General features: G+C 61.3%; 17 protein-coding genes and 2 pseudogenes. 9 read left to right on the top strand and 10 right to left on the bottom strand.

The genetic code is table 11. The features are described 5' to 3' along the window. Positions 1–365: 365 nt before the first annotated feature. Together FVF58_RS20410 and FVF58_RS20405 are read right to left on the bottom strand one after the other, a co-directional pair. Positions 366–686 (bottom strand): hypothetical protein, encoded by a 321-nt coding sequence (locus tag FVF58_RS20410; RefSeq protein ID WP_149671681.1) that lies wholly within the window; start codon positions 684–686, stop codon positions 366–368. Between the two features lie 383 nt (positions 687–1,069). Then, the gene (locus tag FVF58_RS20405; RefSeq protein ID WP_149671680.1) at positions 1,070–1,441 is read right to left on the bottom strand and encodes a hypothetical protein; all 372 of its coding nucleotides are present in this window, start codon (positions 1,439–1,441) and stop codon (positions 1,070–1,072) included. Positions 1,442–1,591: 150 nt separating this feature from the next. On the opposite strand from FVF58_RS20405, the gene FVF58_RS20400 reads away from it, so the two are divergent. Further along, positions 1,592–2,437 carry a DUF3667 domain-containing protein gene (locus FVF58_RS20400; RefSeq protein ID WP_149671679.1) on the top strand — a complete coding sequence of 282 codons (846 nt, stop codon included), beginning with the start codon at positions 1,592–1,594 and terminating at the stop codon, positions 2,435–2,437. Between the two features lie 655 nt (positions 2,438–3,092). On the opposite strand, the gene FVF58_RS20395 is transcribed toward FVF58_RS20400, so the two are convergent. Next, on the bottom strand, positions 3,093–4,037 hold the full coding sequence (locus FVF58_RS20395; protein ID WP_149671678.1) for an AraC family transcriptional regulator: 945 nt from the start codon (positions 4,035–4,037) through the stop codon (positions 3,093–3,095). Between the two features lie 185 nt (positions 4,038–4,222). On the opposite strand from FVF58_RS20395, the gene FVF58_RS20390 reads away from it, so the two are divergent. Together FVF58_RS20390 and FVF58_RS20385 are read left to right on the top strand one after the other, a co-directional pair. Then, positions 4,223–4,684, top strand: a complete 462-nt coding sequence (locus FVF58_RS20390; RefSeq protein ID WP_149671677.1) for a (2Fe-2S)-binding protein — start codon at positions 4,223–4,225, stop codon at positions 4,682–4,684. A gap of 2 nt (positions 4,685–4,686) precedes the next feature. Next, positions 4,687–6,897 carry a xanthine dehydrogenase family protein molybdopterin-binding subunit gene (locus tag FVF58_RS20385; RefSeq protein WP_149671676.1) on the top strand — a complete coding sequence of 737 codons (2,211 nt, stop codon included), beginning with the start codon at positions 4,687–4,689 and terminating at the stop codon, positions 6,895–6,897. Positions 6,898–7,728: 831 nt separating this feature from the next. Here the strand turns inward: FVF58_RS20385 and FVF58_RS20380 are convergent. Then, positions 7,729–8,154, bottom strand: a complete 426-nt coding sequence (locus FVF58_RS20380) for a GlcG/HbpS family heme-binding protein (protein WP_149671675.1) — start codon at positions 8,152–8,154, stop codon at positions 7,729–7,731. 24 nt (positions 8,155–8,178) lie between these two features. Beyond that, on the bottom strand, positions 8,179–9,192 hold the full coding sequence (locus FVF58_RS20375; RefSeq protein WP_149671674.1) for a zinc-binding alcohol dehydrogenase family protein: 1,014 nt from the start codon (positions 9,190–9,192) through the stop codon (positions 8,179–8,181). Between the two features lie 97 nt (positions 9,193–9,289). On the opposite strand from FVF58_RS20375, the gene FVF58_RS20370 reads away from it, so the two are divergent. Next, positions 9,290–10,219, top strand: a complete 930-nt coding sequence (locus tag FVF58_RS20370) for a LysR family transcriptional regulator (RefSeq protein ID WP_149671673.1) — start codon at positions 9,290–9,292, stop codon at positions 10,217–10,219. Between the two features lie 1,283 nt (positions 10,220–11,502). On the opposite strand, the pseudogene FVF58_RS54780 reads toward FVF58_RS20370, so the two are convergent. Next, positions 11,503–12,611 (bottom strand): annotated as a pseudogene (locus FVF58_RS54780) (IS3 family transposase); the annotation flags it as partial. 666 nt (positions 12,612–13,277) lie between these two features. Beyond that, a complete protein-coding gene (locus FVF58_RS20355; RefSeq protein ID WP_149671670.1) occupies positions 13,278–14,348 on the bottom strand; it encodes an IS110 family RNA-guided transposase in 1,071 nt (356 codons plus the stop codon). 252 nt (positions 14,349–14,600) lie between these two features. Here FVF58_RS20355 and FVF58_RS20350 point away from each other — a divergent pair, with 252 nt between their 5' ends. Both FVF58_RS20350 and FVF58_RS20345 read left to right on the top strand, forming a co-directional pair. After that, a complete protein-coding gene (locus tag FVF58_RS20350; RefSeq protein ID WP_149671669.1) occupies positions 14,601–15,893 on the top strand; it encodes a purine-cytosine permease family protein in 1,293 nt (430 codons plus the stop codon). Positions 15,894–15,898: 5 nt separating this feature from the next. After that, positions 15,899–18,316, top strand: a complete 2,418-nt coding sequence (locus tag FVF58_RS20345; RefSeq protein ID WP_246217129.1) for a hybrid sensor histidine kinase/response regulator — start codon at positions 15,899–15,901, stop codon at positions 18,314–18,316. On the opposite strand, the gene FVF58_RS20340 is transcribed toward FVF58_RS20345, so the two are convergent. Then, positions 18,235–18,990 (bottom strand): response regulator transcription factor, encoded by a 756-nt coding sequence (locus FVF58_RS20340; protein ID WP_149671668.1) that lies wholly within the window; start codon positions 18,988–18,990, stop codon positions 18,235–18,237. The genes FVF58_RS20345 and FVF58_RS20340 overlap by 82 nt on opposite strands. A gap of 228 nt (positions 18,991–19,218) precedes the next feature. On the opposite strand from FVF58_RS20340, the gene FVF58_RS20335 reads away from it, so the two are divergent. The 3 genes from FVF58_RS20335 to FVF58_RS51525 all read left to right on the top strand — a co-directional run bounded on the left by FVF58_RS20335 (position 19,219) and on the right by FVF58_RS51525 (position 23,258). After that, the gene (locus tag FVF58_RS20335) at positions 19,219–20,679 is read left to right on the top strand and encodes an amidase (protein WP_149671667.1); all 1,461 of its coding nucleotides are present in this window, start codon (positions 19,219–19,221) and stop codon (positions 20,677–20,679) included. A 34-nt stretch (positions 20,680–20,713) separates the two neighbouring features. Further along, positions 20,714–22,018, top strand: coding sequence for a cytosine permease (locus FVF58_RS20330; protein WP_149671666.1), 1,305 nt, complete (start codon positions 20,714–20,716; stop codon positions 22,016–22,018). A 1,084-nt stretch (positions 22,019–23,102) separates the two neighbouring features. Continuing rightward, on the top strand, positions 23,103–23,258 hold the full coding sequence (locus FVF58_RS51525) for a hypothetical protein (protein WP_188130877.1): 156 nt from the start codon (positions 23,103–23,105) through the stop codon (positions 23,256–23,258). Between the two features lie 18 nt (positions 23,259–23,276). Here the strand turns inward: FVF58_RS51525 and FVF58_RS54220 are convergent, their stop codons facing one another. Both FVF58_RS54220 and FVF58_RS54215 read right to left on the bottom strand, forming a co-directional pair. Further along, the gene (locus FVF58_RS54220; RefSeq protein ID WP_281291241.1) at positions 23,277–24,428 is read right to left on the bottom strand and encodes a recombinase zinc beta ribbon domain-containing protein; all 1,152 of its coding nucleotides are present in this window, start codon (positions 24,426–24,428) and stop codon (positions 23,277–23,279) included. Continuing rightward, positions 24,426–25,271 (bottom strand): annotated as a pseudogene (locus FVF58_RS54215) (recombinase family protein); the annotation flags it as partial. The gene FVF58_RS54220 and the pseudogene FVF58_RS54215, both read right to left, overlap by 3 nt. Between the last annotated feature and the right edge of the window lie 118 nt (positions 25,272–25,389).

The raw sequence follows: 25,389 nt of genomic DNA, 5'->3' as shown, positions 1-25,389 counted from the left end.
CACACGCTCGCGGGACTGGGGAGACCGCACGAGTGACTTGAAGATATCGTTCGCCACTGCTCGCTTCAAGACGAAAAATGTTCGTTTGTAACAATGGAAAAGGCATTATTTACATCAATTAATCCGATGATTTTGGCGATGCAACCGGCCACAATGATCCTTTAGCAAGCGCGCGCGACGTCGCGTCTTTGTGAATTTACAAATTCAAGATTCTCTTACAAAACTGTTCGTCAGTTGTGATTGTGCCCAACCACACGGACGTCTGCTAGCCGCGAAACTGGCGCGCGGGTCGCAACCGGTCTGGGGCCCCCAAGCGATCGAAGCGCGCGTTCGCTCAGCGCTTGCGCTTGTTCGCAGCTTCTTTCTTACTGGCCGGCGGCCGGCGACACTACGCTCGGGGTTGCCAAGGTGTTGTTGCTCTTGGGAGCACTTGTGCCCGATGTCGCGCTGCTGTTCGTGCTATTTGGAAGGCCCGAGTTCGGCGCTCTGGCGGCCATGCCGCTGTCCGAACTGGTGGCGCCTGGCGTGCCGTAGCCGCTCGTTGCACCGTTCACCTGGTTTGCCGGACTAGCCGTGCTGCCCGACGAGCCGCTGCCGCCCGGACCTCCCGCCGTCTGTGCATATGCGCCGGCCGACAGGGTGAGTGCGGCGACGGCCGCGATTAATGCGCTGTTTATCTTGCTCATGATCGGTCCCTCCTTGCAATATGACGCAGACGATCGCCGCCTGCTTGATCACGAGTGCAGCAACCACCGTGCCGTCTGCTCTTATTCGAACCAAAACGACGCGCGTCGTCATGAGCAGTTCGTCGGCGCTTACCAGTTCCGCCACGCCCGTGCGGCCGCGCCGCCGCGTGAAATTTTGACGTCGGGCGTCGGGAAGACGCGGCGTGACCGGAATCCACCCGAACGAGCTAATGCAATGAAGTGGGAAGTGGGCGACATCGGCGCCGACGAAGTATCGAAGATCTGCGCACTTGTCCTCACCGACCGATACTGGCGGAATTCTGAAGTTCGTTGTCGCCCCGCTCGGGGAGTGAGAGCGTTGCACGCGGTCCCCAACGTCGCCGTTATCCGCGCTGCTCGGTTTCCAGCCACACTGCTTCGCGCGGGCAACGGTTGTCGGCCAGGATCGCCTTGACCGTATCGTCGCTGACCCCGCCCATCCCATGCAACAGATCGCGGCGATGCTCAAATTTCTCTAATCGACCCCTTTGAGCCGGTGGACGCCTTATCAGGCAGACGGCAGGTTTCCGGGCAGAAGAGTCACTCCTTTCCGCGCATTTGTGCACCGCACGCCGGCCTTCGGCGGAGCCGTTCGTCGTCTCGTTCTGGAGCGCGTCACAAAACGGCGCGGGTGTCTCGAAAGGCGCAAACTGCTTCGATAACACAGAACCCGTGGCGCCCCTTTGACGGGTGAGATTCGTCGAAACGGGTTTCATGCGCCCTACCGCTGTAGTCGAAGCCACGTGGCAGATGATCCATCGCATTGTCTTTTGGTGATATGCGCAGCGTTGCGTAGATGATATGACCGCGGGGCTCAGAATCGACTCTAACAGTCCGTGTGTATGAGCGGTCCAACGGAGGAAATCATGTCTGCGACCGAACCCTGGATATGTCCAACGTGTGCAAATCACGTCGCCACGCCTTTCTGCCCGATGTGCGGCGAGAGCCCAGTTCGGCCTCACGACCTTACGCTGCGCGGGATCGGAGCAAAGGTCCTGCACGCGTCGACGAGCATCGACGGGCGCCTGCTTCGCACGTTCTGGGTGTTGCTACGTCATCCAGGCGAGCTGACGGTCGCGCATCTGAATGGAAAGCGCATGCCTTATGTCCCGCCGTTCCAACTGTTTCTCATCGCAAACGCGTTCTTCTTCGCAATGCAGTCGCTGACCGACACCCAGGTCTTCGGCTCGACTCTGGAGTCCCATCTTTATCATCAGGATTGGAGTCCGCTCACGCGGTCGCTGGTGGCCGAACGCGTCGCGAAACTACAAACGGACCTGCCTCAGTACACGCCCACTTTCGACCGTGCGGCGGTGCTCAATGCCAAGTCACTCATCATTCTCATGGTGGTTCCGTTCACTCTGTTGTTGCGGATGGCCTTCCTCCGCGCGCGCAAGCCTTTTGTCACCTTTGTCTATTTCTCACTCCATCTCTATGCGTTCTTGCTGTTGCTGTTCTCGCTCGCGCTGGCCGTCGCAGCCATCGAGATCCGTCTAGGCGGCCTCGGACTCGATTCACCCGTCGTCGACAACCTTCTTTCGATCATCAATCTTGGCCTCTGTGGCGGCTATGTGTTTCTTGCTTTGAAACCCGTCTTCGGCTCTCACGGGATCCCACGGCTCATTAAGGCGGTAGCTACAGCGCTGGCGGCTGGCCTCATCGTTCCAGGCTATCGATTCGCAATCTTTCTGATCACGCTATTCACAGCGTAACCACCGAATATCTTGTGCAGTGCGCCTTTTCAAGGTGGGCCCAAGCAATGCGAAGTCGTTTGAAGCTCTTCTTTTGGCGCAACGCGGTGACATGGCACGTGATCTCCCGGCTTCCAATGCCGACGGTCTGCGGCTAGTGAACAGCGACGCCGTGCCTGACCGCAAGCGTGTCGAAGCACCGAGGAAGCGGCCCGAACGATCGGCGAACTAAGGTCCCGCTTTCTGGGCGTAGCCGACGTCAGAACGTCCCAGTGAAAGCATAAGTCAATGTCCGTAGTTGGCCCGCGTGCCGCCTCGTGCGATTTGCATACTTAGCTCGAACCTCACGGCGGGCCAGCCTCTGCCTCACGGAAAGTCATAGTGTCTTAAACGAACTGGGCCCAACAGCGAATGGATCAAGGGACACGGGTCCCTCGGTCGTATCCCAGCGGCCCAATCGTCGGCGACACGGTCAATGCTGCGCTCATGGCTGCGCGTCGACTCTCTTTTCACTCCGTAGCGAAATAGCTCCCCTGGCTCGCCGACTCGCCCCTCAAAAGTAGGAACGCCTTCGGGAACCATAAACCATGGCTGTTTGCGACGGGGGTGTATACGTGCGCTATTGGGGTAAATTCGCTTTGACTCTATAAAATCCCGGGTCTGACTGTCGCCAGCCCTACTCTCCAAACCCCTTCACGTTCCGGCGCCTTAGCTGCACCACATCGCGAAGTGGAGGCGCCCCAAACAGCCGGCTATATTCACGGCTGAACTGGGAAGGGCTGTCATACCCGACCCTGATCGCCACCGACCCGACATCCCCGTTCTGTCCGAGTAAGAGTTTCCGAGCCTCGTGCAGCCGCAGTTGCTTCTGATACTGCAGCGGACTCAGCGTCGTGACGTTCTTGAAGTGATGATGGAGCGACGACACGCTCATGTTCACCTCCTGCGCCAGCATCTCCACCCGCAAAAGCTCGGTGTAGTGATTCTGGATCCACTCGATCGCCCGCGCGATCCGGTACGTCTGGCTCCCGTTCACAGCGATGTGTCGCAGTCGCTTCCCCTGCTCGCTTGTCATCAGCCGGTAGAGCAATTCCTTCTCGATGAGCGGCGCGAGTACTGGAATGTCACCCGGAGTATCGAGCAATCGCACGAGCCGCAGCGCTGCATCGAAAACCGGTGCCGACAGCGAGCCTACGGCGATGCCTTCTCCCGCCGACACGGCACCCGGTTCCGGCAGATGCACCTGCGTCGCCAGTTCGACGATGCGCTGCGAATCAAGCGTGAGCTTCACGCAGAGATAAGGCGCGTCGGGCGACGCTCGCGTAACCTGCGACGTCATCGGCAAATCGACGGAAGTCACGAGGCAATGCAGATGATCGTAGTCGTAAGCCTGCCCCGCTACCACGACCCGCTTGGCGCCTTGTGCCGCGAACACGAACGCGGAGCTCGTCACTCCGCAGCCGAGATCGGCGGGCGCAGAGTATCGGTAGAAGGTCAGCGAGGGAATTGCCGTCTGATGCGCGCCGTCCACTGGCGCGAAGCGGCTGATGAGCGCGGCGAGTTCGCGGCGTGCCGTTTCTCGCGACGCCGAAGGATCGAACCAGGAAGAATTCTGTTTCATGTGCATTGAACTCCGTTGACGGAATCGAGCATACCTAACCGCTATCGGGCAGCCACGGCCGGCCTGCTCGATTTGCAGCATTGTTCAATAATTTTGCAGGATTGTGTAAGCGCAATGGCAGGCGGTCGGTCACACTGCCGCGTACACCCGGCGCCGAGTTCGGGCTTTCCCCACAGAGAGGTTCCATGTCTACATCGTTTGTCCTCAACGGCAAGAACGTTACGCTCGATGCCGATCCCACTACGCCTCTCCTCTGGGCAATCCGCGAGAACGCGGGCTTGCACGGCACGAAGTTCGGCTGCGGCATGGCGCAATGTGGCGCCTGCACGGTTCATCTGGAAGGCGAAGCCACCCGTTCGTGCGTGCTGCCGCTCGCCGCCGTCGCGGGCAAGCGCATCACGACCATCGAAGGCATCGAAAGCCGGCCCGCCAAAGCCATTCAGGTCGCATGGGTCAAGCTGCAGGTCCCGCAGTGCGGCTACTGTCAGTCCGGACAGATCATGTCCGCGACAGCCTTGCTCGAACATAACGCCACGCCCACCGACGCCGACATCGACGCCGCGATGAACGGCAATCTCTGCCGCTGTGCGACCTACACCCGGATTCGCGCGGCTATCCACGAAGCCGCTGCCACCCTGAAGGCCTGACCATGACGACCGATCTCGATCTCACAGGTGCGGTACGCCCATCCCGCCGGACCTTTCTGAAAGCAGCCGGCGCCGTCGCGGCAGTCGGTCTCACCATCGGCTTCGAATGGGCGGGCACGGGCCGCCGCGCGCTCGCTGCCACGATGCCCGAGGCGACGTTCGCACCCAATGCATTCCTACGCGTCGCGCCCGACAACAGTGTCACGGTTATCGCCAAGCACGTCGAGATGGGCCAAGGCGCGTACACCGGCATCGCGACAATCGTCGCCGAAGAGCTGGATGCGAACTGGCATGAGGTACGTGTCGAAAGCGCGCCAGCCGACGCGAAGCGCTACGCGAATCTCGCCTTCGGCACGATCCAGGGCACGGGCGGCAGTTCGGCGATGGCCAACTCGTGGATGCAATTGCGCGAAGCCGGCGCGAAAGCACGCGCGATGTTGGTCTCCGCCGCCGCTGCGCACTGGCAGTTGCCCGCGACCGAGCTGACAACGCGCGACGGCAGCGTTCATCACGCGGCCACGAATCGGACCGCGACCTACGGCTCGCTCGCGTCGGCCGCAGCCCGCTTGCCGGTGCCGGACAAGGTCACCCTCAAGTCGCCGAAGGATTTTCGTTTGATCGGCCATCAGCTGCCGCGCGTCGACGTGCCACCGAAAACCGACGGCACAGCGCAGTTCACGCTCGACGTGACGTTTCCCGGCATGCTGGTCGCACTGCTGCAGCGTCCGCCGCTCTTCGGTGCGACGGTCAAGTCGTTCGATGCGTCGGCCGCGAAAGCGGTGCCGGGCGTCGTCTCGGTCGTGCAGGTGCCGGGCGGCGTTGCTGTGGTCGCGAAGGGCTTCTGGGCGGCGAAGCAGGGCCGCGATGCGCTGAAGGTCGAATGGGACGATTCGAAGGCCGAAAAGCGCAGCTCGGACGCGATCATGGCCGAATACCGGCAGCTCGCCGAGCAGCCCGGCGCATCCGCCCGAAAAGACGGTGATGCGACACAGGCGCTCGCGGGCGCGGCGAAGAAAATCTCCGCCACCTATGCGTTCCCGTATCTCGCCCACGCGCCGATGGAACCGCTCGACGCGGTTGTCAAGCTCACCGCCGACAGTTGCGAAATATGGGCAGGCGATCAGTTCCAGACGGTCGACCAGGGCAACGCCGCACACACGGCGGGGCTCGATCCGCAGCAGGTAAAGATCCACACGCTGTATGCGGGCGGCAGCTTCGGGCGGCGCGCGAACACGCGGTCGGACTATATCGTCGAGGCCGTGTCGGTCGCGAAGGCGCTAGGTGCGAACGGCACGCCGGTCAAGCTGCAGTGGACCCGCGAGGACGACATCCACGGCGGCCTCTACCGCCCGATGTACTTCCACAAGCTCGACGCGGGTCTGACCGCCGACGGCAAGCTCGTCGGCTGGCGCCATCGCATTGTCGGTCAGTCGATCCTTGCCGGCACGCCGTTCGCAAGCGTGATGGTCAAGAACGGGATCGACGGGACGTCCGTCGAGGGAGCCGCTAACGTGGCCTACGCGATTCCGAACATCTCAGTCGAACTGACGACCACGCAGACCGGCGTGCCCGTGTTGTGGTGGCGGGTAGTCGGCAGTTCGCACACGGCATTCGCGGTCGAGGCGTTCATCGACGAAGCCGCACAGGCCGCGGGCAAGGACCCGTTCATCTTCCGTCGCGACCTGCTCGTCCACGAACCGCGCATGCGGGCCGTGCTCGAACTCGCCGCGGAGAAAGCGGGCTGGGATCCGGCCAAACCGTTGCCGAAAGGCCGCGGGCGCGGCATCGCGGTGGCCGAGGCGTTCAAGACGTTCGTCGCGCAGGTCGCGGAAGTCTCCGTCGACAAGGACGGTAACGTGAAAGTGGAACGCGTCGTCTGTGCGGTGGACTGCGGCACGCCGATCAATCCCGACGTCATCGCCGCACAAATGGAAGGCGGCATCGGCTTCGGTCTCGGCGCGGCGTTGCACAGCGCGATCACGTTGAAGGACGGCAAGGTCGAGCAGAACAACTTCGACGGCTACCAGGTGCTGCGAATTGCCGAGATGCCCAAGGTCGAGGTGCATATCGTGCAGTCGGGCGAAGCACCGACCGGCGTCGGCGAGCCGGGTGTCGCGCCGGTCGGGCCGGCGGTCGCGAACGCGGTTTTCGCGGCCACTGGCAAACGGCTTCACAGCTTGCCGTTTCCGGCCGCTGGGGAAAAAAGCGCCTGACGGTCGTTTCTTCAGGACCGTTCGACATGCGCCGTACCCCCGGCGGGGGGCGGCGTTTTTGTCAGGCATCCCTGGACCGCTTTCCTGCACCAACTGGAAACCGATGAGCCAACCAACAAACGCGTGTGCGTACTGAGATACGAACATCGTTGCAGCTCGGTAAGAGTCGTGATTGACTCCGCTGGCTGTGTTTAGGTCCGATTGACTTAGGCGAGCCGGCGGAGCCTCTTTACGGACAACTCTCCCGTCCAGGTCTTTCGATGTGTTGGAGTAAAACGGGTGAGTCGTGACCCCGCTGGCAAGCGCCGCCACGCCTCTATGGATGCCCCGACGCGCGAATCAACGTACCCAATGCTTTCGAGCACATAGCTAGACGGCACTGGTGGTCTTGCAACTCCCACAGTAAGATTCGAAATTCGCGCTCCGGCGGGCGGGCGTCATGAGTGTGGGCAACGACGGCTAACTTAGGTTTGGATATCGGGTCGGCGACTGAAGTTAGCGGCACCCAGAGTTATTAGCCGAACCCTGACCTGGTGTGGGTTGCCTTGGCCTGAAGGGCGACAATCGGACCCACAGCGGCCGCTCGAGCCGCCACAGCTCCAACGGCAATTATCAAAGTGGACCGGCCATTCGGGCCGGCCCGTCACGAGCAACAGTTCGGGCTTTGTGGACGTTCGTCGATTGACGGTAAGCACAGCTCAACACGGCGATATGCGCGGGTGACGACCAGTGCTTTCTCACCTTGATCGGAAACTGCGGAAAAAAGCGCTGGCGTGAATCGGAGTCATTGCAGTGAGTGCGGCTGCCACAGATCCCGCTAGCAGCCCAAGCTTACTGCATGAACCCTGCGTGACGCAGCGCCTCCTCAGCGGCCTCATGGTCTTGAACCGATGTTCCGCCAGAAACACCGATGCCCCCCACCAGACGCCCTTCGTGGAAGATCGGTACGCCACCGCCGACCGGCGTCAGCCGCGGATGGTGCGCCAGCGGCGCAACGGCGGGCTCGGTCATGTACTGATTCCATTGGTGCGTGGCCATGCCGAACGACGCGGCGGTCCATGCCTTGTCGATGGCTACGTCAACAGTCAGGAACGGGACGGAATCGGAGCGCTCGAAAGCGCGCAGATGGCCTCCTGCATCGGTAACGGCGATTGTCGCGGCGAACCCGCGCGCGGCGCAGGCGCGGCGCGCTTCTGCCAGCAATGCTTGCGCGGCTTCCAGGCTGATCGTTGTCGTGCTGATGATTTGCGATGTCATGTTGATGCTCGTTGTTAGAAGGGTTCAGCGATTGGCAACGACGACCTTGCCGATCATGTTGCCCGCCTCGACCAGCGCATGCGCCTCGATCAGACCTGCGGCGTTGATGCCGTCAATGCGTCGGGTCAGAGTGTGCTTGAGGCGGCCCAGATCGACCAACTCCGCGGCGCGGCGCAGCAAGGCGTGTTGCCGTGCGAGGGTGTCGGTGGTGAACATCGCGCGGGTGAACATCAGCTCCCAGTGAATCGAGATGGATTTCCCCTTGAACGGACCGATGTCCAGACCCACCGGGTCGTCGATGAGCGCGAACTGGCCCTCCGGGCGCAGCACGGCGGCGATTTGAGGCACATAGGCGGCGCTGTTGTTCAGCCCGGCAACGTGGGTGACGTGCTCGATGCCGAGCGCGGCCAACTGGGATGCCCAAGGCTGATGGTGATCGAGGACGTAATGCGCGCCATGAGCCAGCACCCACTCGCGGGTTTCCGGCCGCGAGGCCGTGCCGATGACGGTCATACCAGTCAGCTCGCGTGCCAGTTGGGTCAGAATCGAGCCGACGCCGCCCGCCGCTCCGATTACGAGCAGCACGTTGTTGTCGGTCGGGTCCACTGCCTGAACACGCAGACGGTCGAACAGCAGTTCCCACGCGGTGATCGCCGTCAGCGGCAACGAAGCGGCCTCTGCGAAGTCCAGTGATGTCGGCATAGGTCCGACGATGCGTTCGTCCACGGCGTGCAGCTCGCTGTTGCAGCCGGGCCGCTTGATGTCACCGGCGTACCAGACACGGTCGCCTGGCTTGAAACGCGAGGCCAACGCTCCGGTTGCGCGGACGATTCCCGCCGCGTCCCAGCCGGCGATGCGCGCCCCCCCTTCTGGAATATCGCCGCCGCGCCGGATTTTGGTATCGACCGGGTTGACCGACACCGCTTTCACTTCCACCAGCAGATCGTGGTCGCGCAGTTCCGGCGTCGGCAGCTCGATGTCCTGCAGCGCCTGCGGGTGGCTGATGGAATGGTTCTGATAGAAGCCAATGGCTTTCATACACGTGGTCTCCAAGGGTGTTTGAGGCCATGTTATCTTTCGTCGAGATGCGTATAAATACCCGCAGCGCCCAAACACTTTCTGCATTTCAATGAAAATGATTCGACTCGATGACGTTCAGATCTTCGTGCACGCGGTGGACTACGGCAGCTTCTCGGAGGCGGCGCGCCAGCTGAATATCGCGCCTGCACATGCGAGTGCATCAGTGCAACGGCTCGAAAAGGCACTGGACACGCGCCTGTTCACGCGGTCCACGCGAAGCATGCAACTATCAGAGGCCGGGGAGCGTTACCTGCCGCATGCGCGGATCATGATTGGTGCGCTCGAGCAGGGCGAGCAGGCCCTGGCAAACGGCCGGGGGGCGCTGTCCGGCCCGCTGCGGCTGTCCGCTCCGTCTGACTTTGGTCGAAACCTGCTGTTGCCCTGGCTGGATGAATTCCAGCACCGGCACCCTGGTTTGTCGCTGCACGTGAAAATGAGCGACCGTGCGGCCGACCTGATCCGCCAGCCGCTGGATGCAGTCGTGCGCTACGGAGCGCTGCCAGATTCATCCCTACTGGCCATGAAACTGGTTGACAACAACCGACGCGCATTGTGCGCCGCGCCTGCGTACATCGAACGGCATGGCGCACCGGCTAAAGTTGACGACCTGCGGCGACACAACTGCCTTCGGTACGTCTGGAGCGAGCAGATACATGAACGCTGGCGCTTTACCCCGCCTGGCGGCGAGCGCACCGTGGCAGTCACAGGCAATCGCATCAGCGACGATGCCGATGCAGTTCGTCGCTGGGCGATAGCCGGGGAAGGCCTTGTCTACAAGTCGCGACTGGACCTCATCGACGATTTGAAGGCAGGGCGACTGGTGGAGTTATTTCCACCAGAGTATTGCGAGCCTGCGCCGCTGCACTTGATTTGTGCTCACCGTGCGCAACTGACGCCGGCGATTAACGAGTTGCATGCCTTCCTGCGTGAGCGCTGTTCTGCATTGCTTGCCAGTTACCCATCGGGTGGCTCCCGATCTGCGTGACGGAGCTCGCCCTCCCAGGCGTCTCGACTTGACGCTGAGCGATGCGCAATGATTGGCTGAAGCCAGGGCGCAACGGACACCTGAATGTCTGAACCCTGTTGTCCGCGAAGGTCGTTTGCTGGCCGAACTCTGCCTTTACCTTGGGCACCCCCAAACACGTTGAAGCAATTGGTGAGGTTGACCCGGTTCGACGGATAGATCTGCAGTTGAGTTTAATGCGGCGTGGCACCTCCCGATAAGATCAAATCGCGGGTTGTCCACGGCCGGGCGGCGGGTCGCCTGTCACGACCATGACGCTGCCCGGCGGTGGACAACCCGCGCGACGATAAGCTTTGGTCTTGCGCATGCAGGTTTTCGAACTCGAGCGGCGAACAGTAGCCGATGCTGCTGTGGAGGCGGCGTATGTTGTACCAGCTCGTGCGACACGTGTCGCCGTCCGCCGGACGCAAATCGGCAATGTAGTGGATGGCAAAGTCTGTTTCTGTCTTGTCACGCGCGGCTTGCCGTGCCGTGACCTGCCGTACGACCGGCAGTTGTCTACCTGGACGTGCGTGACTGGTAACGGTCAGGTGCGAAGCTCCAGGGACAACGTCTCGTCGAAAGACGTCATCACTGGCGACAGTGAGTGACGACGCTGCAAGCCGCAATGCGGCGTGGAGGCCAGGCAAGTTCCGCATGCGCAACAGATGTGAACCGTTGATAAACCTCGTAAACAACAACGGGCCGAAGCGGCTTACAGGCCCGAGCCAAAAGGCACGCAGCTGGATGCTCCTTTGGGTTGTAGGAGCACGTCGTCGCGACGCTGCCGGGGAAAAGACGGGCGCTAAACGGACAGACCCGCTGCAAGGAGAAGTTCAACTTGCATCTGGGTCGGCAGGAACGGGAACGTGGTAAGCCCGATTCTCCGCCATCGGTCTGAAGCTGGACCTGTGGCAGGCGAGCCGTGAGGCAAGCTGTTGGGGGAGCGGGTAAGAGAACGCGGAAAAAGCGAATGCCGGACTGTAATCGCCCGGATAGGGGTTCAAAATTTGCCCCGACCTGAAAGGGTGCTGACTTCCGTATGGTGCAGCTGTCGCAGACGCGCACCTGAGGTCTCATGAAAGGCAGCTTGAGAGTGGCCGGCGCGAGCCGGTTCAGCGCCCTTCACCTGAGTGATCAGGCAGACCGACGACGCGAGGGTTTGCGAAGGCCCTGTGCGATTCCGGCAAGGCCGGCGTCAGTGCGACGCTTAACGCGGTGCTCGAGCCGTATGCGGGGAAACTCGCACGTACGGTTCTTCGGGGGCTCCGTGTCCGCAAGGGCACGGGGCTACCCAATTCCAGAAACGAGAAGAGACGCCGCCGTGCCTGTTCGTGCGTCGCGAAGTGTTCGCGACAGAGCAGTTCGGCTTCGAGTGTGCCGAAGAACGACTCGCACATCGCGTTGTCATAGGCGTCGCCGGCGGTCCCCATCGACGGTTGCACGCCGGCTTCGCGGCAGCGCCGCCCAAAGGCAATGGAGGTGTATTGACAGCCCTGATCGGAATGTAGAATCACACCGTCATGGCGTCGCTGCTGCAACGCCATGTCCAGCGCCCGTAACATCAGTTCGGTGTACAGATGGTTTGACATCGCCCAGCCGACGACGCGACGGCTGAATACGTCCAGCACAACCGCCAGATAGAGGAATCCTTCGCCCGTGGGTACATAGGTCGCATCTGCGACCCACAGCACGTTTGTCGCGTCGGCACTGAAGTGCCGACGCACCAGATCCGGCGCACGCCGGGCGCCTGCGCGTGGCCGTGTGGTGCGCGGCCAGCGCCGCCGGCTTGCCCCGCACAGACCCGCCATACGCATGAGGCGCGCCACCCGCTTGCGTCCCACGTGTACGCCTTCACGCGCGAGCTGCGCATGGATACGCGGTGCCCCGTATGTGCCGCGCGAGCTCGCATGTAGCGTGCGGATGCGCGCGAGCAGTTGCGCATCGCTACGCGTGCGCATCGCGGGCTCTCGCACCAGCCACGTGTAATAGCCGCTCGTCGAGACGCCGAGCAGCCGTGCCATCATCGCAATGGGCCAGCGGGCCCGGTTCGCTTTCATGAATCCGTACCGCCCTTCGGTGGAATGGATCCCGTCTCCCTCGCGAACCAGGCTGCCGCGTGAGAGAGGATGTCGCGCTCCATCTTCAGTTGCCGGACTTCACGACGCAACCGTGTAAGCTCCTGCCGTTCAGCTGTGGTCAGACCGTCATGCCGCACGCCTGTGTCGCGATCAGCCTGCGCCACCCAGTTGTAGATGGTCTGTGCAGTCGGCTCGAACTCCTTTTCCAGTTCCTCCGGCCTGCGTCCGGCCTTCACCAGCTCGACCATTTGCGCCCGAAATTCCGCCGGGTACGGGGTACGATGCTTGCCCATAATCGGCACCTCCTTCTCCAAAGGATAGATGTCCGTTTTTGCGGGTCAATCTCATGGTTGGCGAGCCTCTACTTCGCCATTGTCATTTGATTTCGGGGCTAATGCGCCCCCGGGATGACAACGCCTTCAACCGCCCACAGCACATCGCCTCATCGGATCCAGGCTTGAGCGAAAGCCTGGAAGCGGCCACCTCGGCGTTTTCGCTTTTACGAGAATCGAACGATCAGCTTTGCTCCCCGCTGCTGAGCTCTTCGAATTGCGTTGCTCACCAATGCAACTTGCGGATTCAATTTGCAAGGACTCCCCCCGAGAGTCAAGATCGGGGTTCGATTTTTTTTCGACGCTTGCAGACATTCGACGCGCGCATGCGGGTGGGCCGGTTGGCGTAGTCATTTCATTTTCCTCAAGTCGGCTGCTGCTGTGACGTCGAAGCAATACCAGCAACAGACTGCGTCTTTGCAAACGGCCTTGTTGCCCGAGACGTATCGGGCGGGCCATGATATGAGTCGCCCAGGAGAACCCTATTTGAAAACCGGCGAACAGGCGTCAGTAAGTAAGCCTCATGCGGTAACGACTCGCCAACAGAATCGTCGGGTTCTTCTCCTGTTCGGTCCGACCTCGTCTTGCTATCGCGTCGAGCAGTAGTTGAGCATTGTGGAGATCAGGTCAGGTGGTAGCGGGCGGTAACGGCGGATGCATGGGGTGGCGTTGCCAGGCGTCGGCATCGTAGTGTTCGTCCCTGGCGAGCATCGCCCACAGCATCCGGGCGTGCATGTTTGCAATCGCAATCAACGTCTTGTGATAGCCCTTGCGTTCATGGAGTTGCCTGATCCATCGTTGCAGTCGGCGCTGCGTGCCGACCCCACGCACGCAAGCCGCCTGCAACGTACTTCGGGCGCCCTGAACCAGCAGCGTGCGCAGATAGACATTGCCGCGCAGGTTGAAATGTCCGAGCCGCGTCCTGCCACCTGAGCTGTGCTGGCGCGGGGTCAGGCCAAGCCAGGCGCCGAACTGCCGGCCATTGCGGAAGACCTTCGCGTCGGGAACGGTCGCAGCCAGGGCACTGGATGTCACCGGACCGACGCCGAGCAGTTCGCCGGCGCGTCTTGCAACGTCACTGCTTCTGGCGTGAGTGGCAATCTGCTGGTCGCAGCGTGCAAGCCGCAGGTTCAGCGCCGCCAGTTGTTCCCGCACCTCCAGCAGCATCGCACTCACCGGGTCATGCAGCCTGGCGTCTTCGATCAGGATTGGCAACGCGCTGATAAAGCGGTCCGCAGAGCGTGCGATCACCACGCCGAATTCAGCCAGCAACCCGCGGGTCCGGTTCAGCAACGCGGTACGTTCCTCCTGCCAGCCATTACGCACGCTATGCCACGCCAGAATCGCCTGCTGCTCGACGGATTTGATCGCCACAAAACGCATCGTCGGCTGCCGCGCCGCAACGCTGATGGCCTCAGCATCGGCTGCATCATTCTTGCCATCCGGTCTGAACGGCTTGACGAACTCGGCTGGAATAAGCCGGGCCGTGTGACCAAGCGCAGCAAACCAGCGGCCCCAGTGATGGGAGGAGCCGCAGGCCTCCATCGCGACGCGGCACCGAGGCAGTTGCTCGGCCCATCGCATGAACGCATCGCGTCGCAGCACACGCCGCTGCAGCACAGCGCCAGTGGCATCGAGCACGCAGATCGCGAACACATCCTTTGCCAGGTCGATTCCGACGGTAGTAAGCTGGACCATGACTTCCCCTCCTGTTCAGATTGATGGCTGACACCTCAATCCTGGCACTCGATGCCGTCCGACCTCAACGTCGCCTCAGGTTGGGGAAGTCCCTCACATTTGAATAGGGCGCATATCGAAGCATCCGGCACGACGCTCTGCCATGTTGTAGCGTGTTGCGGCCGGGGTTCAAACCGGCAGGCCGGCACCCCACGGCTGTGAGACTATCTGACATGTAAATCTCTCCCCGATATTGCAGGTTGACTAGCATCCATGAACCTCCTCCGCGAAGCAAACGACGGCAGCGGAACCAGGCCAATCCCACTACCACGACGTCGCGGGCTCATCTTCCCCGCGTTCGCGTGGTCCGGCTTCTCGTCCGCGTTTGCCTCCATCATCGTCGGCAGTCATCTTCAGGCCTCGTTAGGCACGCTCGACGCACTGTTTGCCGCGACCCTCGGCAACTGGATCCTCTTCATCTATTCGGCGGCGATCGGTTTCGCTGCTGGCCGCTGGGGCTTGAGTTCGCAACTCGTACTTGAAGGAGTCTTCGGCCGATGGGGCGCCGTGATCCCGGGCACGTTGCTCGGGTCACTCGTCACAGGCTGGTTCGCCTTTCACGTTGCGGTGACGGCCTTAATCCTGGCCGCCGTACTGCATCTGCCGGGCGATTCGACACTCGCAATTTGCGTCATAGGCGTTCTGTTCGCGATGCCGGTCATCGTCCGCATCAGCCACGGCTTCAACATGACGGCGATCGCGATCCCCGCGATGACGCTGTTCGCCGCAATCGTCTTTGCTCATCAACTCGTACCTAAATGGGCTGTGCTGCTGGACGGTCCGATCGGAGGAACGCTGCCGTTCGGCACGGGCGTGTGCATTGCCTTCGGCACCTTCGTCGTGAGCGGTACGATGACCGGTGACATCGTGCGTTTCTGCCGCACCGGAAATGAAGCGGTACAGGCGACCGCGTTCGGCTTTCTGCTGGCGAACCTGCCGTTCCTGATCATCGGTGTGCTGGTCGCGGCGTCAGGCATCAGAGTGAACGACCTGTTTACTGCAGGCAATGCGCTGTCGTGGCTACTGCTGGTGCTCGTCATCGTTTCCAATTGGACCACCTGCGATGCATGCCTGACCAACGCCGGCGTGACGTTCAAAAGCGCATTTCCGACACTGCCGTGGATGGGAGTCGCGGGCGCCACCACGCTTCTCGGCATTTTTCTGGCCATTACCGACAGCGTCGGCGACGTGTCCAGCTGGACGCTGCTACTTACAGCCATTGCATCGCCAATCGGCGGTGTGATCGTCGCGGACTACTACGTCCTGAGGGTGCGCGTGGGCTTTTCGCGCACCAGGGTGGCGCCGGTGAACCTGGCCGCGCTATTTGCGACTGGGGCAGGCATGATGGTGGCGTTTCTTTGTCACCGGCTGATCCCCGGCGTAGTCACGCCTTTGATTAGCGCGCCCGCAGCCGGCTGCCTGTATCTCGTTTTGTCCGGTATCGCTTCGCATCGTCTGGGCGCAGATCTCGGCGCGGACTCTGCCGGGGCGGAAGCGCTCGACTGACACATATGTTCGGCACCCGAAAGAGAACGGTCACCCCGCGTCCTCCGGCCGAGGCGAGAACCGGCATTGTGGTCATCGTCCTGATTTCCTCGCTTGCGTTCCTGCTTTTCCAGGCACGCAAAGACGCGCTCGACAATCTTCGCTTGCATGAGGCACGTCTTGCGATCCAGTTCGCCTCTGCCGAAGCCCGTTCCAATACGTCGGACGGTGTAGCGCTCATCGATGACAGCGCACGCCATTCGACCAACCGGCTCGCAGGCATTGCCGCGTGGCCGGGGCAGAAGACGATCGCGGTTCCGCTCCCATCGGACTGCGCGGATAATCCCGCCTGCCGTCCTCTGGCAGAGGCGCAGAACGAAGACACCAAAGGTCGGTTCGTCATCCGCAACGGAGCACTGTTCGCGTCGCTTCGTGGCAGCAAGGTCGCCGTCATGACGTCCGCGCCGCTTTCCGCGCTGGCGGCTGGCCTGTTCGGCCGCATTGCGATGGACGTTGCCGGCGTGTTCTTCCTGGGGTGTCTGCTGCTGCTCGTGCGCGAGAGCCGGTTGAGCGACTACTCCGTACACCGCTTGCTCGACGCGTCGCCAATTCCGCTTCTGCTGGTTGATGCACAAGGGCAGATCGAATTCGCCAACCGCCAGGCTCTTGATCTCTTTGTGGACGACCCACCGCGCTCACTCGGCAGACTGCGGGAAGCCTTGCGGCGGGAGGCACAACTCTTCGCCTGGCTGATTTCTCAACAGGAAACTGGCGGCGCGATCGAAACCAGCGAATTCGAAACCGGCGCCGGCGCCGGTGCGGTGCGTCACCTGCTGGTCTCGCGGCAGTCATTGGTGGTTCGCTCGAAGCGGATGATCATCGCAAGTGTAGCGGACGTCACGGTGAGGCACGAAGCCGAGAGCGCGCTCGTCAAAGCGAAGAACGCGGCCGAGGCGCTCGAGCGGATGAAATCCGAATCGCTTGCGATGATAAGCCATGAGCTGCGAACACCCGTCAACGGAGTGCTCGGACTCGCGCAACTGCTCGTTCGCTATGAGCTTCCCGACGGTGCTGCGCAGATCGTGCGCCGCATGATTCAGGCGGGCAAAACGCTGGCCGTGATCATCAACGACATCGTCGATCTTGCATTGCTCGAAGTCCGGCACATCCGGCTAGACCGTCGCCGCTTCGATTTGCGTGAAGTGATCACGGGGGCCGCCACGCTGGCGAGTGCCGCCGCCGCGGAAAAAGGGCTAATGGTTCGCGTGAGCGCGCTCGCGCCGTTGCCGTCAGCCGTATTCGGCGACCCCGCGCGCTTGCAGCAGATCATCATCAACCTTGTCAGCAACGGCATCAAGTTCACCGAGTCTGGAGATATCGAGGTCAAGACGGATGTCGCGGCGCGCGGCGACGATTCGATCGAGATCGTCATCGAAGTGACCGATACGGGAATCGGCATCGCACCCGATGTCATCCCACGGCTCTTCCGGCCGTTTTCGCAGGCGGAAACCGGACACGAAAAGCGCTTCGAAGGAACCGGTCTCGGCCTTGCGATCAGCAAGGGGCTCGTTGAAGCAATGGGCGGCTCGATTTTGGTACGCAGCGAGGTCGGGCAAGGCTCGACCTTCGCGGTTCGTTTGTCGTTCGCATTGGCGGAGCGTGAAGAAAGCGCGCCGCAGAACCCGCCAGCATCGCGCGTGCTGGTTGTCGATGACGTGGCGCTGAATCGCGACGTCGTGAGCGAATTGCTACGCGCCGAAGGGTGCGATGTGATGTCGGCCGGCTCAGGGCAGGAAGCGCTGGATATCCTCAAGACGCAGCATTTCGATCTCGTGTTGATGGATATCCGCATGCCGGTGATGGACGGGCTCGCCACCACTGCCGCGATCCGGTCGAGTCACGAGCCGCATCGTCACACAGGCCCGATACTCGGGCTAACCGCGAATCCGCTGCCCACGGACAGACCACTCTATTTGCTGCGTGGCATCGACGGGATCATCGAAAAGCCGGTCGAGGTGGAAACGCTGCGATCGGCATTGAGACAGGCGGCGCTGCCGGCGCAATCTGGTGTGGTCGAGGAACCGGAGCGCATTGAACGGTTGCGCCAGAAGCTGGGACAAGATCGCACCCTGCGCATCGTCGCGGCGTTCGCGCAAACCGCCAGCGATGCGCTCGAAGGAATCGCGAACGGCTGCGCCCGGGCGAGCCTCGAAATCGTCGCCGAAAACGCGCATCGCCTGGCGGGCGCCGCATCGAACGTCGGGTTTCATCAGCTTGCGGATGCCGCTGCGGACCTCGAGCAGATCGCCCGAACAGGAAGCGCGCTGGAGGTCTCGGATGCTGCGCTGACTGTCGTCACCATTTACCGCGACGTGGAGCGCTGGGTGCGCGTCCTGTTGTCGTCTGCGGCGGCCTGGCCCGAGAACAGATACCCGGTGCCGTGAACGGTTTTGATGAGCTGCGGGTTGTCGGGATCCGCCTCGATCTTGCGACGCAAACGACGCACAAGCGTGTCGACCGTTCGGTCCATTGACTCGAAGCGGCGCCGCTTGATCGCCGAGATCAGCCGCTCCCGCGACATCGCCTGGCCTGCGTTCCTGACGAATACCAGAAGAAGATCAAACTCCGCGGTCGTGAGGGGCACGCTTTCGCCCGACGGACCGGTCAGGCTGCGGCCGCGCGTGTCGAGCCGGAACTGACCGAACGACAGCGTCGAGGGCGCATTGACGCTGCGGCTGTGCTCCACACGCCGCAGCAGGTTGCGCACGCGCGGCAACAGTTCACGTTCGTCGATCGGTTTTGCGATGTAATCGTCCGCGCCGTATTCGAGCCCGAGAATGCGATCGACCTTGTCGTTGCGGCCCGTGATCAGAATGATGCCCATCTCGGACTTCTCGCGCAGATCGCGTGTCAACGACAGGCCATCGCGCCCCGGCAGCCGGATGTCCAGCAGCACAAGATCCACGGGACGGACGCGGATCATGCGGTCCAGTTCGTCGGCGTCGGCCGCGCAACAGATTTCGTAGCCCTCCGCCTCCAGAAAGCCTTCAAGTGTTTCGCGAATCGACGGGTCGTCGTCGACCACGGCAATGCGCTGGGGAGTTCGGCTCGGCTGCATGTGTTCCTCGCGAATTCTTCGCTCGTCGATCCGGAAGTGCGCCACTGTTCGTTCGCGCCTGGACCGCCCCCACCTTCCCTGTAGCGGCCTTGCCTGTAGCGGTTTCGCGCTTCTGTTCACAAATTTTAACAAACCGCCATAGCCTGTTCAATTGACAGTGCAGACTCGTTCACAAGATCGCCCGATAGTTAGCACATCCCCCAAAAGAAACCGGATCAGGAGATGAGCATGGATGTCAAGCAACAGATTTGCGGCATGGACGCGGTCGCCCTCGCGAGGGCCATTCGCAGCAAGGAGCTTTCGCCTGTTGAAGTGGTCGAGGCACACCTGGCGCGGATAGAAGCACTAGAGCCGTCGATCCACGCTTTCTGCACGATTACGTCGCAAGCGGCGCGGGAGCAGGCACGCGAAGTGGAAACGCGCATTCTGCGCGGCAACGACGTCGGTTCATTGGCGGGCGTACCCGTCGGCATCAAGGATCTCGTTTCCACGGCAGGCATCAGGACCGCTTCCGGCTCGCCCGCATACAAGGATTTTGTGCCTGACGAAGACGACGTCGTTGTCGAGCGTCTAAAACGGGCTGACGCAATTATCGTTGGAAAGACCAATGTGCCGGAATTCGGATACAGCGGTGTTGGCCACAACCCGGTTTTCGAAACCACCCGAAACCCGTGGAATCTGGACATGACGCCAGGCGGCTCCAGCGCGGGTTCCGGCGCGGCGGTGGCAAGCGGAGAGGTTCCGTTTGCCATTGGCAGCGACGGCGGCGGATCGATCCGCATTCCGGCGGCGCACTCAGGAATTTACGGCATCAAGCCGTCAATGGGACGCGTGCCGCTCTATCCTGGCTGCCGCGATGAACGCTACCCGGGTGTGTCGAGCTGGGAGAGCCTCGAGCATATCGGTCCGATGAGTCGAACAGTTGCAGACAGCGCGCTGATGCTGTCCGTGATCGCCGGCCCTGATTCGCGCGACCGCCATTCGCTGCCGGCGGCTGGTTTCGACTGGCTCAACGCGCTCGACGGCGACCTGAAAGGGCTGCGTGTTGCGTACAGCCCGGACTGGGGCTACGCGGCGGTCGACCCGCAGGTGCGCCGCGTCGTCGATGATGCCGTGCGCGTGTTCGAGCGTGATCTGGGCTGCAACGTCGAGATCGCGCATCCCGGGTGGAGCGATCCCTTCGACGCGTTCTGGGCAATCGTCGCGATGGACACCGATCTCAAAGGCATGCGCGCGATGGCGGCGCAGTGGGGCAAAGAGATGTCGCCGCATCTGGTCGCGTTCCTGAATCATCCGTGGACCGCGGAGGACTTCACCAACGCGATGGTGACCCGCAAGAGCGTCGTGAACAAGATGTGGCGCTTTATGACGGACTATGACCTGCTGCTCACGCCGACGCTGACGGTCCCGCCGTTCCCGGTTCACTGTCAGGGACCCGAGAAAACCGACGGACGCATGGTCGCGCCGACACAGTGGCTCTCGTTCACCTATCCGATCAACCTCACCGGCCAGCCGGCGGCATCCGTGCCGGCAGGCTTTACGAACGACGGGCTGCCGATCGGGCTACAGATCGTTGGCCGCCATCTCGATGATCAGCTGGTGCTGCGCGCGTCGGCGGCATTTGAGCGGGCGCGTCCGTGGCGCAACACCCTGCCGCCGCTGCTCAAGGAACTCGGCCTCGTCCAGTAAACCGTGCATCCAGACCAGGAACCAGGGGAACATCATGACCAGTTCGACCGAACAGCACGGGCTCGACGAAGAGTTCGAGCACAAGCCCGTCCCGCTCTCGCATCGTCACCGGTTATCTTCGGTGGCGGCGGTGTGGTTCGGCTTTCCGATGATCATTACGAATTCAGTATTCGGCGGAGTTATCGCCTATAACCTCGGCTTTTCGCGAGCGCTGCTCGCGATCCTGATGGGCAACGCCATTCTGCTGACATACGTCGGTACGCTGAGTTTTATCGCCGGTAGTACCGGTCGCAATTTTGCGCTTCAGGCCGAGCGTACGTTTGGCAAAAAGGGCTACGCAATCACATCCGGCTTTCTCGCGAGCGTCGTCGTCGGATGGTATGCGTTTCAGACGGGCCTCACCGGCACGACGGTACATGCGTCTTTCGGCTGGAACGAAACGGCGACTATCATCGTGGCCACGCTGCTCTATACCGCTGTGACGTTCGTCGGCATTCGTGCGCTGTCGATCGTCGGCATGATCGCCGCGCCACTCTATGTGGCGCTCGGTCTCGTAGCGCTGTACCTGATCGGATCGGCGCACGCACTATCAACAGTGTTTCTTTACGACGGGCTTGGCATGAACAGCCTGATGTCCTTCGGCGGCGCCGTCACGTTGGTGGTGGCGACCTTTGCTGATTCCGGAACGATGACCGCGGATTTCACACGCTGGTCAAAGGACGGAAAGAGTGCGGTCTACGCGACACTCACCGCGTTTCCGTTTGCGAACCTGATTGCACAGGTGTTCGGTATCGCGATCGTATGCGCGGGGGCCGCTGCAGCGCCGGCGACGCAGGGTGGTAACTTCATGCCGGTTCTGACCAGCCATGGGGGCGTGCTGTCGGGCATTGCGCTGATTTTCGTCTTCGTGAACCTCGGGTCAGTGTGCACGCATTGCCTGTACAACGGCGCGGTGGGCTGGGGACGCATTGCGGGCAAAAAGATGAGAACCATGACGGTCCTGCTCGGATTGCTTGGCGGCCTGCTGGCGTTGGCTGGCGTGTGGAGTCTGTTCCTGAACTGGCTGAACCTGCTCGGCGTGCTGGTACCGCCAATCGGCGCGGTGATCATCGTCGATCAGATCTTCGTCCGTCATTATTCGTACGATGAAGACGTACCGAACTTTCGTGGCAGCGCGTTCGCGGCGTGGGCACTCGGCGCGCTCGCCGCGTTGCTCGTTCACGGGATGGCACCGTGGTTTTCCGAAGCGGTCGCGGGGATGGTCGTAGGTGCGGTAGCCTATTACGCGCTGTCGCAGGGGGCGAAGCGCGCAGTGCGTCAGCGCAGCGGGTTGCTTTAGCGGACGGTTGCCGTTTGGCGGGGTCGCCAAACGGTAGCTCAGGCTCCATTCAGATCTGCTCCGTCGCACTTCAGTCGCCGCGACGCACGCACGTCTCTTACGTCTGTCACGTACCCGCAGTGTCAGGTCGCGGCGGCTAGCGCCCGCCTCATCGTGGCAACGACCACATCGACGATGGGTCAAGAGGCTGACTTCGTTAAGCGTTGTTCGACGCCTGCCCTTGTCCGCCACCCCTGAGTGCGCGAGCACGCGTGCGGGCAGGCGTTGGACAAAGCTCGAGGGAGGAAACCGCGGAGTGTACCGGGGGCAGTTATGGCGTTTGATGAGTCCGCCTTGCAGCGCTTGAAACCAGGGAGCAGCACATGCCTCTCGCGACGATCACAGCATTCGGGCTGGTGATACACCGACTCATTCAGGTTCAAACAGTACCTGGCCGTCACGGCCGACGTTCAATATCCATTTTCAAAAACGCATCCCGTCTTCGCGGCCTTATTTGAGGATTCGCTACTTTCAGAAAACCTAAGGACTAAGGCATTGGCGTTAGCCGATAACCCAAGTTTGGACACGCAACTGGAATCTTTCGCTAAATCGATCAGCTATTATTTTGGTTACCCGACTAAAGAACCGCTGATCCGTATCGCGGGCGATGTTATACCCGGACACGGCAACGTAGCGCGTTACTGAACTTATGAAAACGCTTTCGGAGATCGCAGAGCAACCGATCGCCGATGAAGAAAAGCAACTCAAAGCTCGCGAGGCTTTAGCCAGCAAAGTGTTTGACCTTCAAAACGCACACAACTTTGTCTGCTACCGGTTCAATCGCGTAAAAGAGACGTTATTGTCCGCGATATAAAGACATGCATCTGAGGCAATGGCCGGATATGTTTTCTTTTGGCGTGTATGTTTCCTTGCTGACGACGTACATCGCAAAACGCGACCGAGACGGGAAATAAGCTCATGAAGAACATAAGAGCCAGAGAGGACGCGTCCTCTCTGGCTTCCATGACGGTTCAGCACGGCACATACTCCATTACGAAGGAGACGCGCCGGGGGGCCGTGTCCCACCTGAATGAAGGAGCATAAAATGCCTGTCGCAACGCTCACGGCTTTTGGGCTTTTGATGGACCGGCTCATTCAGCTGGTCCAACGCCGCGAAACCCTCAACCGGAACACGTTTACTGATTTTGTCGCTCCGGCAATGACAGACTTTGAAGCCGTTCATAAGGAGTTCGCGGCATAATGCACCTCATCTGTCATTTCAGGGGGAAGTTACGTCTGCAGCCGCCTTGCGGCGAGCTTTGTTCTTGTGCGCAAACCTCCTGGGAGCGTCGACGCCAGGGCGCTCGTAGAGGCACTGGCCGTTATCGTTATATTGGTATGCCTTGAGCAGCCCCGCCCGTCGCCAATCGGCAATGGTGGCCGTGCATACCTTGAGATACTTCGCTATCTCCGTGGCGCTCAACAGTCCGCGCGCCCGCAGGCGCTCATATTGCGTCTTCAACCCGTAATCGATACGGATGCGCCGTACCATCAGCCTGCTGAACGACAAGCCTTCACCGGAGCGCATACCACTCGCATTGAGTAGTTCTGCTGTTTCGCGGTCAGTGTGTCCTTCCAGCAGATGATCGATTTCGGCAACGACCGCTGCCGGAGTCTGTCTCAACTGCCATGACGGTTTGGGCAAAGGCAGACGCAGTTCACGGGTTGCGCCACCCTTGAAACGCACGTGTGCGATGATCTCGGTGTCCTTAAGCAGCGTCACGTCGGCGATCAGCAGACGGGCCATACGCTTTTTCTCACGCGCGGGTGTGTGTGGGTCGTTCCACAGGCGCGGGAAGTCCTGTGCGAGAGCCATGATGCTCTCGCGCTGCTTTTTATCGAGCTGTACGGTCCCGCTCTCGCATTGCTTCTCATAGCGTTCCTGGGCAGCAGCAAGCGCTCGCAGTGCCTGGTTCCACTCGGCTTCCAGCGAATCGGCTACGAGACGGTTGTCGGGGTCGACACGCATGTAACGACGACGGGCCAGCTCGACTTCATAACCCGCCCGTTCGATCTCCTGCCGTCGCAACCGGTCGAACTCTCCTGATCGATCCTCGAGCTCTTTCTGCACCGCGAGCGCGACCTGAAGCGTCACGGGTGTAACGGTTTCCACCAGAAGCCTGCCGATTGCCTGATCAAGTTCATCACCGTTGATTTGCTGGCATGGCCGTCCTGCTGCTTCGTTGATGCTGCGCCTTTGGCACATGTAGTCAGGCACGCGCTGCGTGTCGTGGATATGGTAACGGACCGTCATCCGGTCACCACAACGCCCGCATATCGCCAGTCCCTGCAGCAGCGCCGGCCCTTCGCGAGGGGCACCGAGGTCCCGCTCACAGCCGTGGGCCTGGGCATTGTGGCGCAGGATCTGCACATGCTGCTCGAACTGTTCCCACGTAATGTAACCTTGGTGCGCGTCACGAATGAGGGCGGTCCATTCGTCCAGGGGTAATGTCTGCGATACCTGATGGCCGTCGGGAAGCTTGCGCGTGCGTGTGCGTCCAAAGCAGAATGCTCCCGTGTAGCGGGGATGGTGAAGGACCCACAGCGCACGCGAGTGATCGAGTTCGTCCCACTGGACGTCGCCCTTGCGTGGACCCCGATAGATCCGCCGCGGAAACTTTAGCCCCGCTCTACGAAAGGCCTTGACGGTAGCCGTGGCCGAAGCGGTGCGACGAAACGTGAGGAAGAAGTCGCGGATGCTTTCCTGAATGCGCTGATCGGGATCCAGAATTACGCGTCCTTCGCCATCGTAGACAAAGCCGATTGGCAGACGTACTTCAAGCTCACCACGTCGAGCCTTGTTAAGGATTCCTCCACGTAACCTTGCCCGCAGAATATGCAACTCTGCTTCGCTCATCGTTCCCTTCAATCCCAGAACGAGGCGGTCGTTAAAGTGCGCAGGATCATATACGCCATCTCCGTCGAGCAGGAGAGTATCGGTCAACGCACAGATTTCCAGGAGCCGGTGCCAGTCCGACGAGTTGCGTGCCAGGCGAGAAACCTCCAGGCCCATCACGATTCCAGCCTTGCCCATGCTTACCTCGGTGACCAGCCGCTGGAAGCCCTCGCGATCGACTGCGTACGCGCCGGATTGTCCGAGATCGGAGTCGATCACGAATACCTGGTCAATTCTCCACCCGAGGGAGACAGCACGCTCGCGCAGCGCATACTGCCGCTGGGTACTCTCCGTGTTTTCGAACACCTGCCGCAAGGTCGACTGGCGGTAATTCCGAGATCGGAATTACCGCCATAATTCCGTGTAAAAAAATACGGCCGAGCACTTATTGATGACGTAATAAAGGATCTTATTTGTAGGTTGCCGCCGCAGCATG

Origin of the sequence: Paraburkholderia panacisoli (assembly GCF_008369935.1) — a bacterium.
GTDB lineage: Bacteria > Pseudomonadota > Gammaproteobacteria > Burkholderiales > Burkholderiaceae > Paraburkholderia > Paraburkholderia panacisoli.
Note: the sequence above shows the minus strand (reverse complement) of the source record. Positions and strands in the feature narration are given on the sequence as shown.